We start from the raw sequence: 19,955 nt of genomic DNA on the forward strand, positions 1-19,955 counted from the left end.
TGCAATCGGTTTTGGACATTTTTTCGCATCTTCTGCATTGTGATCACACAAACAGAACTTCACAGTAAGGAGGTGGAGATGTCTACAAATAAAGTAAATATAAATACGCTGATTGATGAAGCAAAATTTACCCGATTTCATTGGGGCGTCTTATTTTGGTGCCTCATGATCATTATCTTTGACGGTTATGATTTGGTGATCTATGGAGTGGCGCTACCCTTGTTAATGCAGGAGTGGGCACTCAATACCGTACAGGCGGGTTTACTGGCCAGTACTGCATTATTTGGCATGATGTTTGGTGCCATGAGTTTCGGAACCCTGTCCGATAAAATTGGCCGTAAAAAAACCATTATGATCTGTGTAACACTTTTCAGTGGCTTTACCTTTTTAGGTGCTTTTGCCAGCGACCCTACGGAGTTCGGTATTCTGCGCTTCCTGGCCGGTTTGGGAATTGGCGGTGTAATGCCAAACGTGGTCGCCCTCATGACCGAATATGCACCAAAACGTATCCGCAGCACGCTCGTTGCCCTGATGTTTAGTGGTTATGCAATTGGTGGAATGTCCTCTGCATTATTGGGTGCATGGTTGGTACCGCAGTTTGGCTGGAAAATCATGTTCCTTCTTGCCGGTACTCCATTATTACTTTTGCCGGTTATCTGGATGTTCCTGCCTGAATCGTTGATGTATTTAACCGCGAAAAATCAGACCGTAAAATCGCATGGCATTATCCAGAAAATTGCGCCTCAACTGAACATTCAGCAGGATACGAAATTTGTCCTTAATGACGTGTTAAAAGGCGACGAAGCTCCACTCAAAGCATTATTCCAGCAAGGCCGCAGTTTCAGTACTTTCATGTTCTGGATTGCATTCTTCATGTGCTTATTGATGGTGTACGCATTAGGCAGCTGGTTACCAAAACTCATGATCCAAGCAGGTTACTCACTTGGTGCAAGTATGATCTTCCTGTTTGCCTTGAACATTGGCGGCATGATTGGCGCGATTGGTGGTGGTGCATTGGCTGACCGTTTCCATATCAAAAAAGTACTCACGATTATGTTTGTATGCGGTGCGGCAGCGTTGATTTTACTTGGTTTCAACAGCCCACAAATCGTGTTGTATACCTTAATTGCAGTAGCAGGTGCAGCAACGATTGGTTCACAAATCTTGTTATATACCTTCGTAGCACAGTACTACCCATCAACTGTACGTTCTACAGGTATGGGCTGGGCGTCAGGTATCGGTCGTATCGGTGCAATCGTTGGACCGGTATTGACAGGTGCATTGTTAACCATGAATTTACCTCACCAAATGAACTTCTTTGCTATTGCGATTCCAGGTGTAATTGCAGCGTTAGCAATCCTCATGGTGAACTTAAAAGCTTCTGTAGATGCGAAAGCGCTTACAGAGTCTGGTGCGAACAACAATCCAGCAGCACAAAAAGCAACCCAATAATTTCTTTACCTTTCCATTAATTTACTATCAACAATGATATAGATCGCCATCGTAAGCGATGGTGATCTGTTGCTAGAATTTGATTGCACAACAACAAGCGAGTTTAGGATGAACGCGAAAACATTAACCCAAACAACTGATTTACAATTTAAAATGGTTCGACCAACAATGCAGCGTACGCTCATGATGAGCATGATTGCATTAAGCATGGGCGGTATGAGTGTTGCAGCTCAAGCACAAACCCAACAGCAAAATGAAATTGAACAACTTAGACAGGAAGTTCAGGCTTTACGCAGTTTGGTTGAGCAGCAAAAAGTACAAAATGCACAGACTGCAACTGCTATTGCTGCGGTTCAACGCCCAGCGCCTGTGGCTACGGCAACACCTGTACTGAAAACTGCCAAAGGTGCCGAGTTTAATTTATATGGTAATGTGCGTTTAGATGCCTCTTATCAGGCAGAAGGCGGTGCTAAAGATATGCCGTATAATCAAATTAACAGCGTACCGCTTGAAGGCAATATAGAACAAAGTGATCGTTTAAGATCAACGCTTTCTGCAACACGTTTAGGTTTAGATTTCAAAAGCCCTGTGGGTGACCAAGACGTAAAAGGTAAAATCGAAGTAGATTTCTTGGGTGGAGCTAACCTCGATAACTTACGTATTCGTCATGCCTACTTAAATTATGGCAACTGGTTAATGGGTCAAACATGGTCAAACTTTGCCATTCCAGATTATATGCCAGAAACGATTGATGCTTTAGCATTTGTCGGTGGTGCTGTAAAACGTACACCGCAAGTTCGTTATACCACTAAATTTAATCCACAAACCAATTTAGTCGTTGCAGCTGAAGACCCTAAAGATAGTTCAATCAGCCAGCGCTTGCCTGCATTAACTGCGCGTTTAAACCATCAATTTACCGATAGCTTGAACGTCAGCGCACGTGCCATGGGCCATGAAAAGCGTGTCAATTCTGAAGAAGAAATGGCATGGGGTGTAGGTGTGGGTGCCAAGTATGATGTGGTGCCAGGTACAACCCTAAAAGCCGATTACTACCATGTGAAAGGCGATAGCAGCTTTGTATCATTTACCAATAGCGGTGTAATTGCTCAGACGGATGGTAGTCTGGTTCAAAGTGAATTTGACTCGATCATGCTAGGAATCACGCAAAAATTCGGTGACAAAGTGCATGGCACGCTAGGCTATGGCTATATGAGTTTTGATGAAGACCAAAACTATATTGATGCTCTTGCGGATAAAACCAAAGCCAACAAAGAACTTTGGCAGGCATGGGCAAATATTTTCTATAGCCCAACCAAGCCTTTAAGTTTTGGCCTTGAATATGTCTATGGCGAACGTGAAGCGTTTGGTGCAGCACCAAATGGCAGTAAAACAGGTGAAGACAATCGTTTAAATGCGGTTGCAATCTATAATTTCTAACTGCCCGTAAATCACAAGCCTGACTATATCACCTATAGTCAGGCTTTTTTTATGTCTAATTTCCCATTAACAAGTATAAATGCCATCACGGGTACCATAAGCAAAATCAGTAAACCGAATCAATTGTCCTGACTGCTTCATCTGTCATAGTTCTGTCCGGTTCGGGCTCATGCAGCCTGGCGTAATAGCCAGCACGAGCAATCTTTTAAACTCGACATATCTTCTTCATCTTAAATTGCTGACTTATATTCAAGGCTAAACGGATATTTTACTCTGGCAGGCTTGTAAGGCCACGTGATAACAGTGTTTTCACTTTTGGATATCTCGCTCTTCTTTATGAAGTTTTCTCCTGTACAAAAAGAATAGACAAAATTTGTCTAGTAGAGTGGTTGCAGTCCAAAAGATGGTTATGTCTGGCTAGAATTTTGGGGGCTATTCGGCTTATGATAAATTATTTTATGAATTTAAAAGTATTCAAGAGTGCGAATGAAGCTGTAAGCGGAGTTATTTTTCGTTTATCTTTATATTACTCATTCGAATAATAGCCAATTTACAACTGGCCGACCACCACCATAGTGTCATGGTTTAGGTTCATCAGGCTTTTCAAAAAATTCTGATCGTTCATAACAAATTGAAGCATACAATTTTACAGAGCGACAGTACTTGCTGTTAGATGTATCAAGCTCTTAAGCTGAACTGGAGAGATTCATTGCGCGTTGTTCGCCATAAATTTGTGATTATTATCATATTGCTCATACTTGCAGTAGCTTATGCTCTGTTTCGGTGGTGGCAGGGCCCCCAATTGCCAGGCTATACCTTGACATACAGTCCTCTAGTGCAGAATGTGGTAGCGACCGGGCGAGTAGCGACAGTATCACGTGCCCAGGTTGGTAGTGAAATTACCGGGGTAGTTCTTGAGCGGCTTGTGCAGGAAGGTGATCAGGTTGCCCCGGGCGATTTGCTATTGGTCCTGAAATCGGATGAACTGCTTGCACAAGTACGACAGGCTGAACTCGCACTGACCGAATTGGCGTCCAGCAGGCGTCCACAGGCAGTGGCAGAACTGGCCACGGCCAAAGCGCAGCTTGAGCAGGCCAGTCGGGAAGCAGCACGCAGACGTAATTTAGAAGCCGGCGTACTGTCAGCAGAAGAAATAGAAAAAGCAGTTGAAGCGGAAAGGGTGGCCCGCAACAGTTTTGAAACAGCACGTTTAAAAACAGCAGCACTGGCACCGGGTCAAGTAGAGGAAACCAAACTTCGTGAGCAACTTGCTGTGGCTCAGGCTCAACTGGCCAAGACTAAAATTCGCTCTGCAGTCGCGGGTACAGTACTTACACTTGATGTGGAACCGGGTGATCTGATCCAGCCTGGACGTACATTATTTACCATCGCATTGAAGGGAGATACAGAGATTCGGGTACCTCTGGATGAGCGGAATTTACCGCAACTTGCTTTACAGCAAAATGCGACCGTCATTTCGGATGCCTATCCAGATCGAGCTTTTCCAGCCCGGATCAATTTTATTGCACCAAGCATTGACCCGCAGCGTGGTACGGTAGAGGTTCGATTAGCCGTTGATCCAGTACCTGATTTTCTGCGTCAAGATATGACGGTGTCGGTGAATGTCGAAACAAACAGACGAGAGCGGGCATTGGCTATTCCGAATGATGCTTTAAGCAGTATAAAAGGCCATAAGGCTGTCGTGCTATTGGTACGTGACGGAAAAATACAGCGTCAGCCAGTTACCCTAGGCTTACGTGGTCTGGCCATGTCGGAAGTGGTGTCTGGTTTAAGTGACGGCGATCAGGTACTGGCAGATGCCGAATCATCCTTAACAGATGGAGCACGGGTACGCTTAAAACCGCAAAAGACACCATTGAATCATCAGGTTGATGATACAGATAGCAAAAATGAATTACCGGTGAAATTCGATTGAAAAACTTTTTCGGGCGGCTCTGGACAGAATGGACAATCGCAATCAGTTTTTTGCGTGAAGGTCGTGCACAGTCCATCATGATTACTGTGGGTGTCGCAGTAGGTGTGGCTGTCATTATTTTTATTAGCGCTTTAATTCAAGGCTTGCAGTCGAATATTGTCGACCGGACTTTGGGTACTCAGGCGCATATCCGTTTGCTGTCACCGGATGAAGTGAACCAGATTGTGCCGCCTCCCGCAGGGACTGTGCAATTAGTACAGGAAGATAAACGGGCTCAGCGACTGCGTTCAATCAACAATTGGCAGCAGATTACCGAAACTCTGGATCAATTACCCGTATTGACCGCTGTATCTCCCGTGGTATCCGGGCCTGCCTTTGTACAACGTGGTGATGCAATCGCATCGGTAGCGTTGGTGGGTATTGATCTGGAACGTTATCAACAGATCATTCCTCTGAAAGAATATATGCTGAGTGGCCAGTTGCGCGTGGGGGCTGATGATGTAATGATTGGCAGCCAGTTAGCCAAAGATCTGGGTGTCCAGGTAGGAAGCAAGTTACGACTGGATACGGGTCAGGAGAACAGTGCATTGGTCAATGTTGCCGGTATCTTCGAACTTGGGGTACGCGAACTCGATGCACGCTATGTCTATTTGGACCTGAAACAGGCACAATCGCTACTCAGTTTACCTGGCGGTGTCACGGTGATTGACCTGACCATCGCAGATATTTTCGAGGCAGATAATATTGCTGCACAGATAGGACGTTTAACTTCATTGAAAGCGGAAAGCTGGATTAAAACCAATGCCCAGCTGATGAATGCGATTACAGCACAAAGCCTGTCGACCAATATGATTATTATTTTTGTGGCTATTTCGGTGGCATTTGGGATTGCCAGTGTGATGTCGGTCAGTGTGGTGCAGCGCACCCGGGAAATTGGTATTTTGCGCGCGACTGGAGCGACCCAATTGCAAATTTTACGAATTTTCTTGTTTCAGGGGGCAATATTTGGCCTGCTGGGTTCGATTTTAGGCAGTGTGGTCAGTTATGGGTTGGTATGGATATTCAATACCTTTGGCCCCGGTTTGTTTTATATTCCTCTTTCAATCAATCTGGTGATACTGGCCTTGTTATTAGCTACGCTGACCGGTGTACTGGCTGCTGCGATACCATCGCGTCGGGCAGCAGCATTGGACCCTGTGGAGGCGATTCGTCATGTCTGATCAGTCTCGGGAAGTACTGCGTCTAGAAGCACTACGCAAATCCTATAATATTGGCCAGCCCAATGAAGTTGAAGTGTTGCATGGAATTGATTTGCGTATTGAACGCAATGACTTTGCTGCACTGATCGGTCCATCCGGTTCCGGCAAAAGTACCTTATTGAATATTTTAGGTTTGCTGGACAAACCCAGCAGTGGCGAGCTGTATTTGCTGGGTCAGCCGACCAGTGACATGGATGATACCGGACGTACTGCACTACGCGGCAACAGTATCGGTTTTGTGTTTCAGTTCCACCACCTTATTCAGGCCTTTACTGCCTTAAACAATGTACTGATGCCTTTGATGCTGACTCAGGGCAAGCCGAATAAACAGGCACTCGAGCGCGCGCGTGGACTGCTTGCTGCAGTAAGTCTGGAACAGTTTGCTGACCGTAAACCGAATGAACTTTCGGGGGGGCAGCAACAACGGGTGGCGATTGCCCGAGCACTGATTACTGAACCAGCATTATTGTTGGCTGATGAGCCTACAGGTAATCTGGATACCCACACTGCTGCAGAAATGTTTGAACTCTTTCGTAAAGTGCATCGCGAACGGGATTGTGCTGTACTGCTGGTGACGCACGATCCACGTTTGTCCGCGACCTGTGACCGCACCATCAATCTGGTGGATGGCCGTATTCAAAGTGATTCTAGAGCGCAGGTGATAGAGAAAGTATCTGACAAATAGCTATCTACAAGAAGAGTAAGCTTTCATTTGTTACTCAGATGAATCAACTCATCGAGGACTATAGATTCTGATCCTCTTCATCCTGATGCTCCTGACGGATTTGGTCCCGTTTTATCTGTGGGTCTTTGTCTACGCCTAACTGACCACGCTGAATTTCACGATCCTGCTTTTCTTGCGGGTCTAATTCCGCTTCTGGAAATTCTTCATTTACTTCTTCATCTGTTTCTTTATCTGGATTAATCATAAGAATTTACCTTTTTAAATGTTGATAGCCCAGGCTTTTAGTTGAGCCTCTGCCTGAATATTCTTGTTATTGTATTGCAGGACCGTGATTACACTGTTGTATTTATAACCTGCTTGATTCTGTAAATTGTGGCTCGTGTTAAATGTAGGTGTTGGATCTTCTTCATAACCTTTTGCGAGAGCAAGTTTTTTAATATCTAAGTTTATTCGACATACCCCATAGAGTTTAAATCTAAACCTTAGATCAAGCTATTTAGATACTATTAGGAATAGGTGAATATGTTGATATTTTCTAAGCTTGAGATGAGTTAAATTCATTATAGGTGGTTTTTAGATGCATTCTAAAGTGACGGCTGCTCCTGCGTAAATAACAGAATAAAAATCTCATGGAGAGAAATTTTCAAGTCAAATACCGCATTCGATTTATGCCCTTAAAAATTACTTTTCTGAGTAAATATTTTAGCTATTTTTTGATAAAAATTTAATTAACTATTGTTTTTTATAAAATTTACATATGATGTAAAATAGAATCCAAACCTTTATTCTCAATCATCTCATACTAATTGAATGAATTTATCTTATCAAAAATTGGGTAGCCAGCTTTTCTACTTTGCATCCCTTGTTAATATGATAAAAACTATAAACATGAATTTCTCTCACTTTTTAATGAGACTAAATCATTTTTATTCATCTTAAGTTTGACGTATAAATTGCTGCATACAGAAATTTAATTTTAAAAATTAGGTGGCAACTCCCATGAGTCAACAATTTGCATGTTCAATTAAACGCATTCGTTTTGATGAAAACTATCAACCGGCAGACAGCACACGTCTGACTACAAACTTTGCTAACTTAGCGCGCGGCGAACATCGCGAAGAAAATTTACGTCGAACCTTAGCGATGATTAATAACCGTTTTAACACCTTGGCAACCTGTGACAATCCGAATGCTGACCGTTATTCAATTGAAATTGACATTATCTCTGCAGAACTTGATGTTGAGGGCAACGGTCAAACTTTCCCATTTATTGAAATGCTGAAAAGCACCATTACAGACCACAAAACCAATGAACGTATTGAAGGCATGATCGGCAACAGCTTTTCTTCTTATGTACGTGATTATGACTTTAGCGTTGTACTGCCAGCATTAGGCTGTAAAGTGAATGAGAAGCCAGAAGATTTTGGTGACTTACACGGTAAGCTGTATCAGCATTTAGTGAATTCAGACGTGTTTAAAGCTGAGTTCAGCAAACAGCCTGTGATCTGCCTCAGCGTTTCAACGTCTAAAACGTATTTCCGTACTGCGAATGTCCATCCTGTACTGGGTGTCGAATACAAAAACGATGAATATTCACGTACAGACGACTATTTTGCAAAAATGGGCTTAAGTGTTCGCTATTTCAAACCTGAAAATGCGACTGCGCCATTGGCATTCTATTCTGCAAATAACCTATTGAGTGACTATACAGATTTTGAGCTGATCAGCGCTATCAGCACTATGGAAAGCTTCCAAAAAGTGTATCGTCCTGAAATTTACAACACCAATTCAGTTGCAGGTTTAATTTATAAACCAAGCTTGAACTATCAGGATTATTCATTAACTCAAATCGTGTATGACCGTGTTGAACGTGGTCAGTTAGCGGTTAAACAAGGCAAATGGACTGAAGAAAACTTTATCAAGCCATACAAAGAAGTCCTTGAGCAATGGGCTGCCAACTTCACAGTCGAAAATGCGAACCAAAAACACGCTGCTTGATTTACACAACAGATTAACGAATTTAGAGATAGAAGATTAGACATGGCGATTTTACTCCCAACATCAACAGCGGGCAGCTTACCGAAACCATCTTGGCTGGCAGAACCTGAAAAGCTTTGGTCACCTTGGAAATTGCAAGATCAAGAACTTGTGGATGGCAAACGAGATGCACTACGTTTGTCATTACATGAACAACAACAAGCGGGCATTGATATTGTTAGCGATGGCGAACAAACCCGTCAGCATTTTGTGACCACTTTTATTGAACATCTTGATGGTGTGGATTTTGAAAAACGTGAAACGGTGCGAATCCGCAACCGCTATGATGCGAATGTTCCTAGTGTTGTTGGCGCCGTGAGCCGTCAAAAGCCAGTTTTTGTTGAAGATGCCAAGTTTTTACGCTCTCTCACAGATCAGCCGATTAAGTGGGCGCTACCAGGTCCAATGACCATGATTGATACCCTGTATGATGGTCACTATAAAAGCCGTGAAAAACTGGCTTGGGAATTTGCCAAAATTTTGAACCAAGAAGCGCGTGAGTTAGAGGCTGCTGGGGTAGATATCATTCAATTTGATGAACCGGCATTTAACGTATTCTTTGATGAAGTAAATGATTGGGGGGTGGCGACCCTAGAAAGAGCACTTGAAGGTTTGAAATGTGAAACTGCTGTACACATTTGTTATGGTTACGGTATTAAAGCCAATACCGACTGGAAAAAGACACTTGGTTCAGAATGGCGTCAATACGAAGAAGCTTTCCCGAAACTGCAGCAATCGAAGATTGATATCGTATCACTCGAATGTCAAAACTCACGTGTGCCAATGGATCTGATTGAACTGATTCGTGGTAAAAAAGTGATGGTCGGTGCCATTGATGTTGCCACCAATACCATCGAAACACCTGAAGAAGTAGCCAATACCCTACGTAAAGCACTTCAGTTTGTAGATGCTGATAAATTGTATCCATCAACCAACTGCGGTATGGCACCTTTATCGCGTGAAGTAGCACGTGGCAAGTTGAATGCTCTAAGTGCGGGTGCGGAAATTATTCGCCAAGAGCTTGCAGGCTAATCTTCAAAGCAATGTGATATTTTAGGGTGCTTCCATGTGTATGAATCACAGGTTCTGAACATGGGGCATCCACAAGATTGAAATATCAGGCATATTTAATATCCATTCAGATGATATGGGGCAAGCAAGATCTTGCTGCATAGCGCTTTTTTTAAGAAACACCGTTTAAATTTTGGAACCTCATCATGGTTGAAGCAATCGACTTTAAAAATGCAATGTCTTCATTAACAAGTGCAGTGAATGTTGTCACCACAATGGGCGCATCAGGTCGTCATGGCTTCACCGCATCTGCCGTGTGCAGCGTGACCGATACACCGCCAACCTTGTTGGTGTGTATGAATAAAGCATCACGTTCACATGCGAATTTTGTGGAAAATAAAATTTTAACGGTGAATGTTCTCGGCACTCAGCATGAACAGCTTTCTAATGCCTTTGCATCGAAACTCAGTTCAGATGAACGCTTTGCCTTAGGCAATTGGACTGAGCTTGAAACTGGAGCACCTGTTTTAGAAGATGCCTTGGTGAGCTTTGATTGTGAGATTGAACAAATCCAGGAAGTGGGAACACATACCATTTTTATTTGTCCAATTGTCGCAATCCAAAAAAATCAAGAAGATCAAGCTTTGGTCTACTTTAACCGTGCTTATCATCAAGTAGGGTATGTAGAAACTGCCTAACTTCCTCTTTTACTCATATTTTTAAGTCAGTATCTTGTGGAACTCATTATTTTTTTAGTCATCGGTGCATTTGCAGGATTCGCTGCCGGGCTGTTTGGCGTGGGCGGTGGCACCATCATTGTCCCGTTGTTATATATCGTCTTTACTCAAATGGGCTATGACCCTGCAGTGGTCATGCATTTGGCTTTGGGCACCTCATTGGCGACTATTGTTGTAACTTCTATAAGTTCCTTAATGGCTCACCATAAAAAGGATGGAGTCATGTGGCCAGTGTTTAAAAATCTGGCACCTGGAATGGCTATTGGATGCTTTTTCGGGGCAGGGATTGCAGGATGGCTCTCTGGGATTCATCTTCAGCTCATCGTTGGCTTATTTTTGATTTGGGTTGCCTATAACATGTTTATGGGGGCAAAAAAGGCTGTTGATACCAATAAATCATTACCATCAACACCTACCCAAGTTGGAGCAGGTGCAGGGATTGGTATCGCTTCTGCCATGTTTGGTATTGGTGGTGGCAGCTTAACAGTGCCTTATCTCAATCATTATGGCGTAGTGATGCAAAAAGCAGTCGGCACATCCGCTGCCTGCGGTTTACCGATTGCCATTGCTGGTGCTTTAGGCTTTATGTTTTTTGGGATGAAAGCGCAAGTGAATGTGCCGAATACCATTGGTTTTGTACATCTTTATGCTTTTTTAGGCATTAGCATCATGAGTTTCTTTACAGCCAAGTTTGGTGCTAAAGCCGCGCATGCATTATCACCGAGCGTCCTTAAAAAATGCTTTGCTGCATTACTTATTTGCGTAGGAAGTTTTTTCCTTCTTAAGGGATTACTTTGAGTTAAATTTAGTGAGTTTCTCTTACTGACGTAAAGTGAGTGAAAGTAGAGTACCTATTGAAACAGCGAAATACACTGCTATTGAGGAAATTGTACATTCGTTTAGGATGCCGATCTGTCCCATTTCTCTAGAGCATTTAAGAAATGGGCAGATGTAACACTCAAATTTTGTAGATCAAGTTCAACCATTATATATCGAATAAATATTTAACAAATCAATAGGAGTCTATACTCACCATCCTTTTCAGCAGGAGCTCTATGAACACAGGGTAAGACCTGTTGCGTTGGATGATCTACTGCTAGCCGCCAAAGATGCCCTAAGCCTAAGTTCAAAGGCTTTGCATCGGATTTAGGCTGATAGTGCAGATCAAAGAAATATTCCTCCAAGAATGTTTCAAACTCAGTCTCTTGGCCCTCATGTAATTCTTTGAGCTTTTCACGGATCTCAGGAATCAAAATCTTTTGCTCAACCTGATCATTAGGCAAAATATCGCTTGCAGAACCATGATAAGTACATAAAAAAGTATCTGTTTCGATAGGTGAACGATCAACATGATACGAATACACATCTGTGGAGATGAAATCTAGCTCATCATCCCGTTCATAGTTTTTAAGTAAATTTAGAGAAGGAGAGGCGCCACAATTTGTTAATAGCTGTATATCGTTTAAGATAATTTCCCTTGCCAGATGGCCTTGTTCTGAAAGTTGCAGTATTAAAAGATCTTCAACAGAAACTTCCGTAATATTCTCAATTAATTCAAGTTTATCCACGATTTCTTTGAAATCACCAAGCAAATTTCTAGACCAGCAAATGGCATTCATATTGCCTTGAAAATTCGTATTAACAAGATCGGAAAATGTTGAAACCGTAATTACTTGCTTGCTGTCAGAAAATGTATTCTTCATTCTTGAGTAAAATAACCAATGAACCGTGTCTAATTATATACGCGCAGCCTTATATAAATAGAGCGTGATGAATGACATATGGATATTTTTCAAAAAATGAAAGATTTTAAGGAAATCGATAATATTGATACCGTTAAATCCAGGGTTAACGAAGGATTGAAATTTTTAGGAGTTCCATCATTATTCATGATACTGAAGTGTGGCATGCGATGACTACCTAATATTTAAATAGTCAAATTCTAATAATTAAGTAGTCATCGCAACGTGCAAGCGGATCTAGGGCGCAATCTTAGATATCTTATTTAACTTATGTTCACCTAGAACCTAGTTCACAATTAAGTTTATATTTAATAAACAATAAATTTAATTACTTAGAGTGATAAGGTTATAACTTATAAAATATTTGGTTCATGAACCTAGCTATGAATACATATTTTCCTACTAAAAAGGTCTTAAGAATAGACTAAATTTGCCTATGAGAGTGGTGGGAGTCCACCACTAATTAAAAGGTGTCTACAAAATCGGTGGCTATTCAGTATTTTTATTTTTTAAATATTGGTGTTGTAAATAATTTTTAAGATTGTAATTGCCTCTGTATGTTGTATAGAAGTATTCTATAATCTTAAGTCAATCGGTATTTGATAAGCTCTTACCGCTCAAACAATGTATTATTGATTTTAATTCTTGTTTGAGTTTTTTTGTAACAAACAATATAAAAGATAGATTAAGTAGTTTTTTATAACGAGGGAATCATGGATAATTTTCAATTATCACATAATGTTAAAGAAGATATTTTTCAGAAAATTGATGGTATCTATTGTTTGGTTACCCAGAGGGTTGATGTTCAAAGAAAGTGCATGGATGATTTTAAAAATAATAAATTGGTTGATTCTAAGCTTTCTTTATTAAATCAGACGTTAAATGATGCATCATTAAATGCAATGGCTACTTTAATAGATTATTATTTTATTTATTGCATGTTGGTTATTGGGGCCAATATTGAGAAAATAAGAAAAGTTCAATACCGCAATGTAAATAAAAATTTAATAATAAATCATAGTAGGTATGATAAGTCTATTAAGGAAAAAAAATCTTTAAAATTGTATAGAGAAAAATTTGATATAAAGATTAAAGAAGAATGTGGCTTGCCTCTTAACGAAATAAATATTCATGATTATTGGGTTTGCTATTTAGGGGATGCTTTATCATCTACGCTTTGCGAATATGGAGTGAATATTCCGAGAAGAATTTTATTTGATTTTGATAAGCCTAACGGCAGCTTTAAATTACCTAAGGAAATTTTTGATTTTCATGAGTGCATATTGCCATTTTACTGTAATCCATGTAATTCATCAGGTGTAAAGTATAATGTTTATTTGGATATTAATAATTGTCTAAAACATAATACGATACCATATGTTATATATAAGATGGAGACTTTTGAACAACCAAGTGAAATTAGAATTTACGAACTTTTTAAGATTGAGAATTATAAATTTGTCTTTTTGAAAGACGGTTTTTTGAAAGATATATCTGAAATAAGTTTGGATGAACTTAGAGAAGGCTTAAGTTGCAAAGCAAATAAAAATAATTTTGAATTATGCTCGTTAGAAGAGAAATGGGAGATTGGAAGTATTATAGGTGTTGATCATAAAAATGGATATATTGATAAGAAGGGAGATGTCTTATATTTTTTCTTAGATAGCATTTTAATTCTTAAAACAAGAGATTCTGTTTTTGTGGATGCCAACGCTAGCTATAAATCTACCTTGGGGAAATTATTTGATGAAATCAAAAGAGGTATAAAGTATTTAGAACATCAGCAAATTAATATTTTATAAACAATAGCACATGATTAGTAATTACTTGCATAGAAGCAAAGATAATATTGTGTAACCCTAAATTTTCTTTCATGGCGGCCCTGATGGTGTTTATTTTTGGACCTTATAGATGAAATTATTACATGTTGAAGTATATTACTAAGACAAGTTAGGTATAAAATAGCGTTGATAATTGTTGATTATAGTAATGTATACATAAATCATGTAAGTCATAAATTTAAGATACTTGATACTAAAAAATGAATGCTGGACAAATACAGTATATTATACTGGTATAGTAGCCTAATGAAGCTAGTTTTTAAATAGTTCATTTATTTGGATAGGTTTAATAAGCAAACTATTTTCCCATGTGCGTAAATAGCGACATTCACATCTAAAATTAATAAAATCGTCAAGTCATCAAGTTTGTTCGAATTTTTTCAAATATGAGAAGAGCAACATTAGCGCCAGAATATTTGGAGTGGAATTATTTAAATTACCACATTAGATCAGTATCTATAGCATAGTTTTCTTTATTATTTATATTTTAATTGAGCATTGAGCTTTTATATTCTTATTAAAACCCCAGCTACTTTAGATTAAATAGCTGGGGTTGGAATTATTTCTTTAAAAGTATATGATTGCTAGGATAAAGTAGTTTATTTTCATCAACAGGTTCAGGTATTAGATTAATTGTTATTAAATCTAAAGGGGTTACTAGTTCTGTTGATAAAATATTCATTAATTTTCTTCTATTTGTTGGATAATATTCTTTATTTTCTTCCCATTCATTTTGTGCAACATCATTTTCTAGTCTAAGAATATTGTTTCCTTGTAGATGTATTTCATCTATAACACTTTCACCCGATTGAGTCGAATGTAGAATTATATCTAGGTTAACGGGATTTTGTCTTCCTGGGAATTGATAGAATCTATTAGGATAATTAGATAAAATGTCTGCTATGAAATTAAAGCTATTGGTGAATTCATCAAATGCACGCAATGTAAATACAAGATTAAATTTTGAAAATTTGAAATTATTTCGAAGATTACCAGTTGAATCGAAGAAAATCTCAAAAAGAATACCATCTAGAAGTTGTTTTCTCTTTTCGGCATCCAGAGAATTTGTTTTTTCTCTAAAATTTTCAATAAATTCATTTGAATCATTAGCTCCACCAACAGCTGATTGATATATATTTCTACCTAAAATAAACAACTCATTATTTGAAAATGAGTTTAATATTTCAGTAGTTAATTTTTTGACTTCAGTATTTTGTTTGTAAAAATTATATGATTTTAGTCCAGTTATAATTGTAGAAAAAACACTATTTATTGGAAGTAAATAGTTTTTATCTGCTAAGGAGTCTTTTGAATATAGTGTTTCAGGGATAGTATTAAAAACACTAACTTTAAACATGAATTCACTCGTTAGTGAGGTATGCTCCCAAGAGGTTTGTTGATCAGCTGTGATTGTTGATAAAGTATTTCTAGTACGTCTAAACACTTCCTCAATTGTGATATCTGGCGTCGTGATATGACGCATTAGGGACTCGGTATAAGGACCGTTACGTCCTACACCATCTTGAGATGTTTGCCCTGGGGATGTTGAATAAGCAATGAGAGTACCTTTAGGTACTTGGAGATGAGAAAATGTAGATCTACCAGAACCTCCAGAGCGGTTATTATTGAAAGGGTTATTTCTACATGCATCTAAAATGATTAGATTTGTGGAGTTGGAACATCTTGACATATATTCGATTAGACGGCTTAAAGAACAAGAGTGATGTTTTACAGAACCTATACATCTTAGTTCCGTATCGACTGCTGCTAAAAAATTTTGTCCTTCGATTTCGAAACCATGACCTGCAAAGAAAAAAGACCTACATCATTACTATTTAAATTATCTCGGAATGTATCTATTGCAGTATCTATCATTTCAACTGTAGCATCGATTAATGTTGTTACACTAAAACCAATCTCAGTTAACTTTTCAGAAATACCTTGTGCATCATTAACAGGATTTTTTAAAGTAAAACTTGTATTTTCATAATTAGAAATTCCTATCACTAAAGCAGTTAATCGACGATTTAGCATTCTTATCTCCTTAAGGTTTTAATGATAATGTTAATTTTAAATAAGTGTTTGTATTATAGATGATTTTTATTGCGGTGTGTAAGTGGTTTTATTTGTAGACTGGTTTTTTAAAAAAAATTATGTTTAAGGGTTAAGTTAATTTTGATTGTTTTGGGGCACGATAATGGCTGAAGAACCAAAATGTAAGATTCTAGATGTTCTATTAGAAAAATAGCGAAATATTTTACTTAGTAGTTATTCAGATTGTGAATAATTAATTGAAATAGTACTCGTAAATCTTAAACAATTAACAGAACGCTTTTATGATTGTGAGCTTAATGATACTCAATTTGATACTGCTATTTTATTAGAACAACTTTGAAGTAATTTATGTTTCTTTTAGGTGTTATTAATTTTTTAATTTTTTCGCATAGTTCTTTGGAAATGGCACTAAGCATAAACTAAATTTTTCTGGGAGAGTGGTGGCAATCCACCACTCATTAAAATATATCTACCAAATCGGTGGTGACTCATACAAATCCCGATAGAAATATACATAGCACTAAAATTTTAGAAGTTATAAGTTCTTAGAAAGTTGGTTTTACCTTATTTGTTATAGCTTTTAAAGAAATTCAATACCATCTAACAAAGACTTTATTAGATGGTATTGAATGTTAATTTGAGATCACCTAGCTAAATTTCAATCGTTAATTCTTCAAATTGAAAGTCACTATAGTCCCGTTCTTTTGAAGCAATATTTACCTTACATACATATTTAAATTCAGTTTCAGTATTTCCTATATATTGAAAATATTGTGGAGAAAGCAGTGTGTAAGTTACACATTTTGATTTCATTTTTGAAGGATATGACCTTTTCCACTCATTATTCCAATAACCTGACACACCAAATTCCATATCATTTAATAGATATTTAATAAGATTATTATCTGACTGGCCTATAATTTTCACTTCAGTGTCAGGAATGATAGGGATGTATATACCTCTAGAATCCTGTTCAACAGACCAATGACCATATCTATGGTGAGGGAAAGCTGTTCCAACACAAGAAAAATTATCAGAAGTAGTAGTCTTAAATTTTAAATATCTGAATTCTATATTTCTTTCTAATTCTAAGCCAATAGAAACTATTTGAGATCTCTCATTTGCCTCATTTTTATCATTCATTATTGTACAAGTGATGTCTAACTGCAAATTTGGACTAATTTCTATTGGAAAGGATAAAGCCCCCAGAACTTGACCTTTATTACTAGCGTTGCAAACTTTAATTAAATTTCTAAGATAATCTTTGAGAGCTTCAATACTGTATTCATTTAGGGAATCCCACTTTGTAAACCATGGCGCTCTAGATGGTAAGAAATTTAAATATGCTGTTTCAAGGGGCAAAGCTTTTATTGAATAGAAATTAGCATAATCTTCGGGCATTCCATGATGTCGTTTAGCAACCTCAAATACTCTTAAAATTATGATTTATCTCACTTTTAATTGTTTTATTGGTTTTTGAAAAGTTATTTATAGTTTTTTTCTTTATTTTCATATATTTATTTAAGTTTTCTTTGATTTTTTGAATTTCCTTCAACGTGAGTTGTGGCTGTGATTGGATGCATAAGTATTCATCAATCAAAAAGTTGTAAAACTTTAGAAAGGATCTAATTCTATGGCCAATTGTTGTGTAATTGATGTGGTCTGTATTTCTTAGCCGAATAAGATTACTATCAAAATTTTTATTATTTTCTAAATAGACAATGAAATTATCAATTTCAACTTGGATGATCTCAAAATTATAAGATGTAGAGTAAAACGACTCACAAAAGGATGTGGCAAACTTTTCAAACCAAAATTCATACCAAAATTTTATTGCTATTAAATCTGCATGCTGAGTAGAGATACTTTGAAATCTAAGAAATTTCATGGTGTACAACATAGGGTACAAACATGGACAAGATGAATTCAGATCAAATAAAAGAATAATTTGATTTTCGTTTGAAACTTTCTTTTCCAAATGAATTGTTTTTAAAGAAAACATAGTAAAGTTTATGAAGTATTCTTAAGGTCAACATATCATATTTTATGATTGAAATAGAAATTACTTAAGTTATTGAATTATAGTTTAAGAAAGAAGGATATGAAGTTATTGTTAGGTGTATCGGATTTAACATAATATACATTATACGAAATGATGTATTTTAATCCTTTGATTTATAATAAATAATCATCAGACCAAAACCATTCACAGCCACGGTTTTCCCAATAACTATCAGTAAATGGCGGTGACGGATCTAATGCATAAGGCATGAATACAAACTTCATGGCTGTTTCTTCGGCACTGGCTTAACACTGAAAATTTGCATCTGTGCACCAAACTTGGTTTGTTGCTCTGTAAATTCAATTTCGACTTCTTGAGCGTTGTCGGCACATTCTTCTAAGACCGCTTGGATCTGTTCAACTGGCATCATCCCAGGCATTGGCGTTAAGTTATATTTCACTGGTGACAATACTGTCGTAGATAAAAATGCACGTTTATTACCGTCTTTTTCAGAACGGTAAACTGATGGCAAAATTTGACGCTTATTAAATTGAACTTGCATGGTAAAAGCCTCCTCAGGCAACTAAATGTAAGCCCTTACTTGGGCTGTATTGTGAAACTGGAATTTGATAGTCAGATGGCTGCTGGTCGCAGATCTTGAGTTCGAACATACGAACAAATGGAATAACTTTACCGTTAGGATTCTTGGCAAGGTTTTGAAGATGTGATTTTGAAATACCAACATCTAAAAGAGATTTAACGGCATCGTAAAAAGTTCTTTCGTTATAAAGATTCTTAGTAGCTTGCAATCCAATTTGACGGACCAATGCATAAAATTTCATAGCATTATTAGCTTTGGTATAGCTTGGCTTACCTGTCTTGGTATAAGTAACTAACTTGGACTTGAGTAAATCCAAGATTTCACCATCAGATGTAAAATTCATATATTTACCCTTCATTGTGTCTAAGATCGGGTCAAAAGCTACGTGCCAGAGGCGTAGCAATAATTCTGGCTGTTCATGTTGAAGCTTGATTAGCTGAAATAAATTGGACGGATAACCGTTTTTAGTGAGATAGGTCTTACAAATACGTCCTTCCAAACGAAGAACAGCATTAGCAAAAGGCAAAGCATCATGCATAGCCATAACAAGTGATTTAGAGCGCATACAGCCCTTCTCTGCTTGTTTCTGAATTTTATTTAACTGGCTTTTTACTTCTTCAAATTTGCCATAGGCTTTAGGTCGAACACTGGCACCATCATTGCCCCAAGTAATGTAATTATCATATTTAACTTGACGAGCTTTACGATGCCCAGATGCAAGATTAGACATGTAATCCAAAACAGGTTGAACCATGTTCTGGTGTGGCAATCTGAATAAATAAGTTGTATCGAGACAAAGAACTTCGGTTTTATCAACGTCTAAAATTGATGTGAGCTTCGGGAAAGCTTCAAAAAACATTCCGAGCATGTGAAAAGCGCCCAGTTCTATAGATTCAAAACCATAAACATTGTGACCTTGTAAAAGCTTAAGTGGAGATGCTTTTAATTCAACATAAGGCACAGTGTTCATAGTATTTGTATAAAACTTTACAGCCATATCGGTGTAGTCACTTGGGAGAGCTTCATAAGGGTGATACAAGTCCACTGCTGTCCCACAAATATCACAAGAAGAACCTCAATTGAGGTTCTTCTTGTTTTCGCCATTTTTTATCAGGCACAAAGAGTGACCTTAAAAGTTTCCTTTCAAATAAATTGACCTG

General features: G+C 38.1%; 14 protein-coding genes and 3 pseudogenes. 10 read left to right on the forward strand and 7 right to left on the reverse strand.

Annotated elements, in window-relative coordinates:
- Nucleotides 1–78 precede the first annotated feature (78 nt).
- From ACE01R_RS13210 to ACE01R_RS13230, 5 genes are all read left to right on the forward strand, one after another.
- Nucleotides 79–1,452 carry an aromatic acid/H+ symport family MFS transporter gene (locus ACE01R_RS13210; protein ID WP_395551671.1) on the forward strand — a complete coding sequence of 458 codons (1,374 nt, stop codon included), beginning with the start codon at nt 79–81 and terminating at the stop codon, nt 1,450–1,452.
- A gap of 108 nt (nt 1,453–1,560) precedes the next feature.
- Nucleotides 1,561–2,889, forward strand: a complete 1,329-nt coding sequence (locus ACE01R_RS13215) for a DcaP family trimeric outer membrane transporter (RefSeq protein ID WP_395551674.1) — start codon at nt 1,561–1,563, stop codon at nt 2,887–2,889.
- 709 nt (nt 2,890–3,598) lie between these two features.
- Nucleotides 3,599–4,825 carry an efflux RND transporter periplasmic adaptor subunit gene (locus ACE01R_RS13220; RefSeq protein ID WP_395551678.1) on the forward strand — a complete coding sequence of 409 codons (1,227 nt, stop codon included), beginning with the start codon at nt 3,599–3,601 and terminating at the stop codon, nt 4,823–4,825.
- Complete coding sequence (locus tag ACE01R_RS13225; protein ID WP_395551683.1) at nt 4,822–6,045, forward strand: ABC transporter permease; 1,224 nt, start codon at nt 4,822–4,824, stop codon at nt 6,043–6,045. Before ACE01R_RS13220 ends, ACE01R_RS13225 begins: the two co-directional genes overlap by 4 nt.
- Entirely contained in the window at nt 6,038–6,769 is a 732-nt protein-coding gene (locus ACE01R_RS13230; protein ID WP_395551687.1) for an ABC transporter ATP-binding protein, read from the forward strand. The genes ACE01R_RS13225 and ACE01R_RS13230 overlap by 8 nt, the downstream gene beginning before the upstream one ends.
- 58 nt (nt 6,770–6,827) lie before the next feature.
- Here the strand turns inward: ACE01R_RS13230 and ACE01R_RS13235 are convergent, their stop codons facing one another.
- The gene (locus tag ACE01R_RS13235; protein ID WP_395551690.1) at nt 6,828–7,013 is read right to left on the reverse strand and encodes a hypothetical protein; all 186 of its coding nucleotides are present in this window, start codon (nt 7,011–7,013) and stop codon (nt 6,828–6,830) included.
- A 755-nt stretch (nt 7,014–7,768) separates the two neighbouring features.
- Between ACE01R_RS13235 and ACE01R_RS13240 the strand changes: the two genes are divergently transcribed.
- The 4 genes from ACE01R_RS13240 to ACE01R_RS13255 all read left to right on the forward strand — a co-directional run bounded on the left by ACE01R_RS13240 (nt 7,769) and on the right by ACE01R_RS13255 (nt 11,352).
- Nucleotides 7,769–8,767: a putative oxygenase MesX gene (locus tag ACE01R_RS13240; protein ID WP_395551698.1), complete on the forward strand. Its 999-nt coding sequence runs from the start codon at nt 7,769–7,771 to the stop codon at nt 8,765–8,767.
- A gap of 42 nt (nt 8,768–8,809) precedes the next feature.
- Nucleotides 8,810–9,838: a methionine synthase gene (locus ACE01R_RS13245; protein ID WP_395551706.1), complete on the forward strand. Its 1,029-nt coding sequence runs from the start codon at nt 8,810–8,812 to the stop codon at nt 9,836–9,838.
- A 185-nt stretch (nt 9,839–10,023) separates the two neighbouring features.
- The gene (locus ACE01R_RS13250) at nt 10,024–10,515 is read left to right on the forward strand and encodes a flavin reductase (protein WP_395551711.1); all 492 of its coding nucleotides are present in this window, start codon (nt 10,024–10,026) and stop codon (nt 10,513–10,515) included.
- Between the two features lie 36 nt (nt 10,516–10,551).
- Entirely contained in the window at nt 10,552–11,352 is an 801-nt protein-coding gene (locus tag ACE01R_RS13255) for a sulfite exporter TauE/SafE family protein (protein WP_395551713.1), read from the forward strand.
- A gap of 206 nt (nt 11,353–11,558) precedes the next feature.
- Here ACE01R_RS13255 and ACE01R_RS13260 read toward each other — a convergent pair whose 3' ends face one another.
- Nucleotides 11,559–12,257 (reverse strand): DUF1826 domain-containing protein, encoded by a 699-nt coding sequence (locus ACE01R_RS13260; RefSeq protein ID WP_395551715.1) that lies wholly within the window; start codon nt 12,255–12,257, stop codon nt 11,559–11,561.
- Between the two features lie 752 nt (nt 12,258–13,009).
- Between ACE01R_RS13260 and ACE01R_RS13265 the strand changes: the two genes are divergently transcribed.
- Nucleotides 13,010–14,098, forward strand: coding sequence for a hypothetical protein (locus ACE01R_RS13265; protein WP_395551717.1), 1,089 nt, complete (start codon nt 13,010–13,012; stop codon nt 14,096–14,098).
- 598 nt (nt 14,099–14,696) lie between these two features.
- Here the strand turns inward: ACE01R_RS13265 and ACE01R_RS13270 are convergent.
- The 5 genes and pseudogenes from ACE01R_RS13270 to ACE01R_RS13290 form a co-directional block, all read right to left on the reverse strand.
- A pseudogene (locus tag ACE01R_RS13270) lies at nt 14,697–16,171 on the reverse strand (caspase domain-containing protein).
- 672 nt (nt 16,172–16,843) lie between these two features.
- The gene (locus ACE01R_RS13275) at nt 16,844–17,593 is read right to left on the reverse strand and encodes a hypothetical protein (RefSeq protein ID WP_395551719.1); all 750 of its coding nucleotides are present in this window, start codon (nt 17,591–17,593) and stop codon (nt 16,844–16,846) included.
- 25 nt (nt 17,594–17,618) lie between these two features.
- Nucleotides 17,619–18,194: pseudogene (locus tag ACE01R_RS13280) on the reverse strand (site-specific integrase); the annotation flags it as partial.
- 280 nt (nt 18,195–18,474) lie between these two features.
- Nucleotides 18,475–18,756 (reverse strand): hypothetical protein, encoded by a 282-nt coding sequence (locus ACE01R_RS13285; protein ID WP_395551720.1) that lies wholly within the window; start codon nt 18,754–18,756, stop codon nt 18,475–18,477.
- Nucleotides 18,757–18,769: 13 nt separating this feature from the next.
- A pseudogene (locus ACE01R_RS13290) lies at nt 18,770–19,837 on the reverse strand (phage/plasmid replication protein, II/X family); the annotation flags it as partial.
- Nucleotides 19,838–19,955: the final 118 nt, after the last annotated feature.

Origin of the sequence: Acinetobacter sp. BSP-28 (assembly GCF_044130285.1) — a bacterium.
In the GTDB taxonomy this organism is placed as follows: Bacteria; Pseudomonadota; Gammaproteobacteria; order Pseudomonadales; family Moraxellaceae; genus Acinetobacter.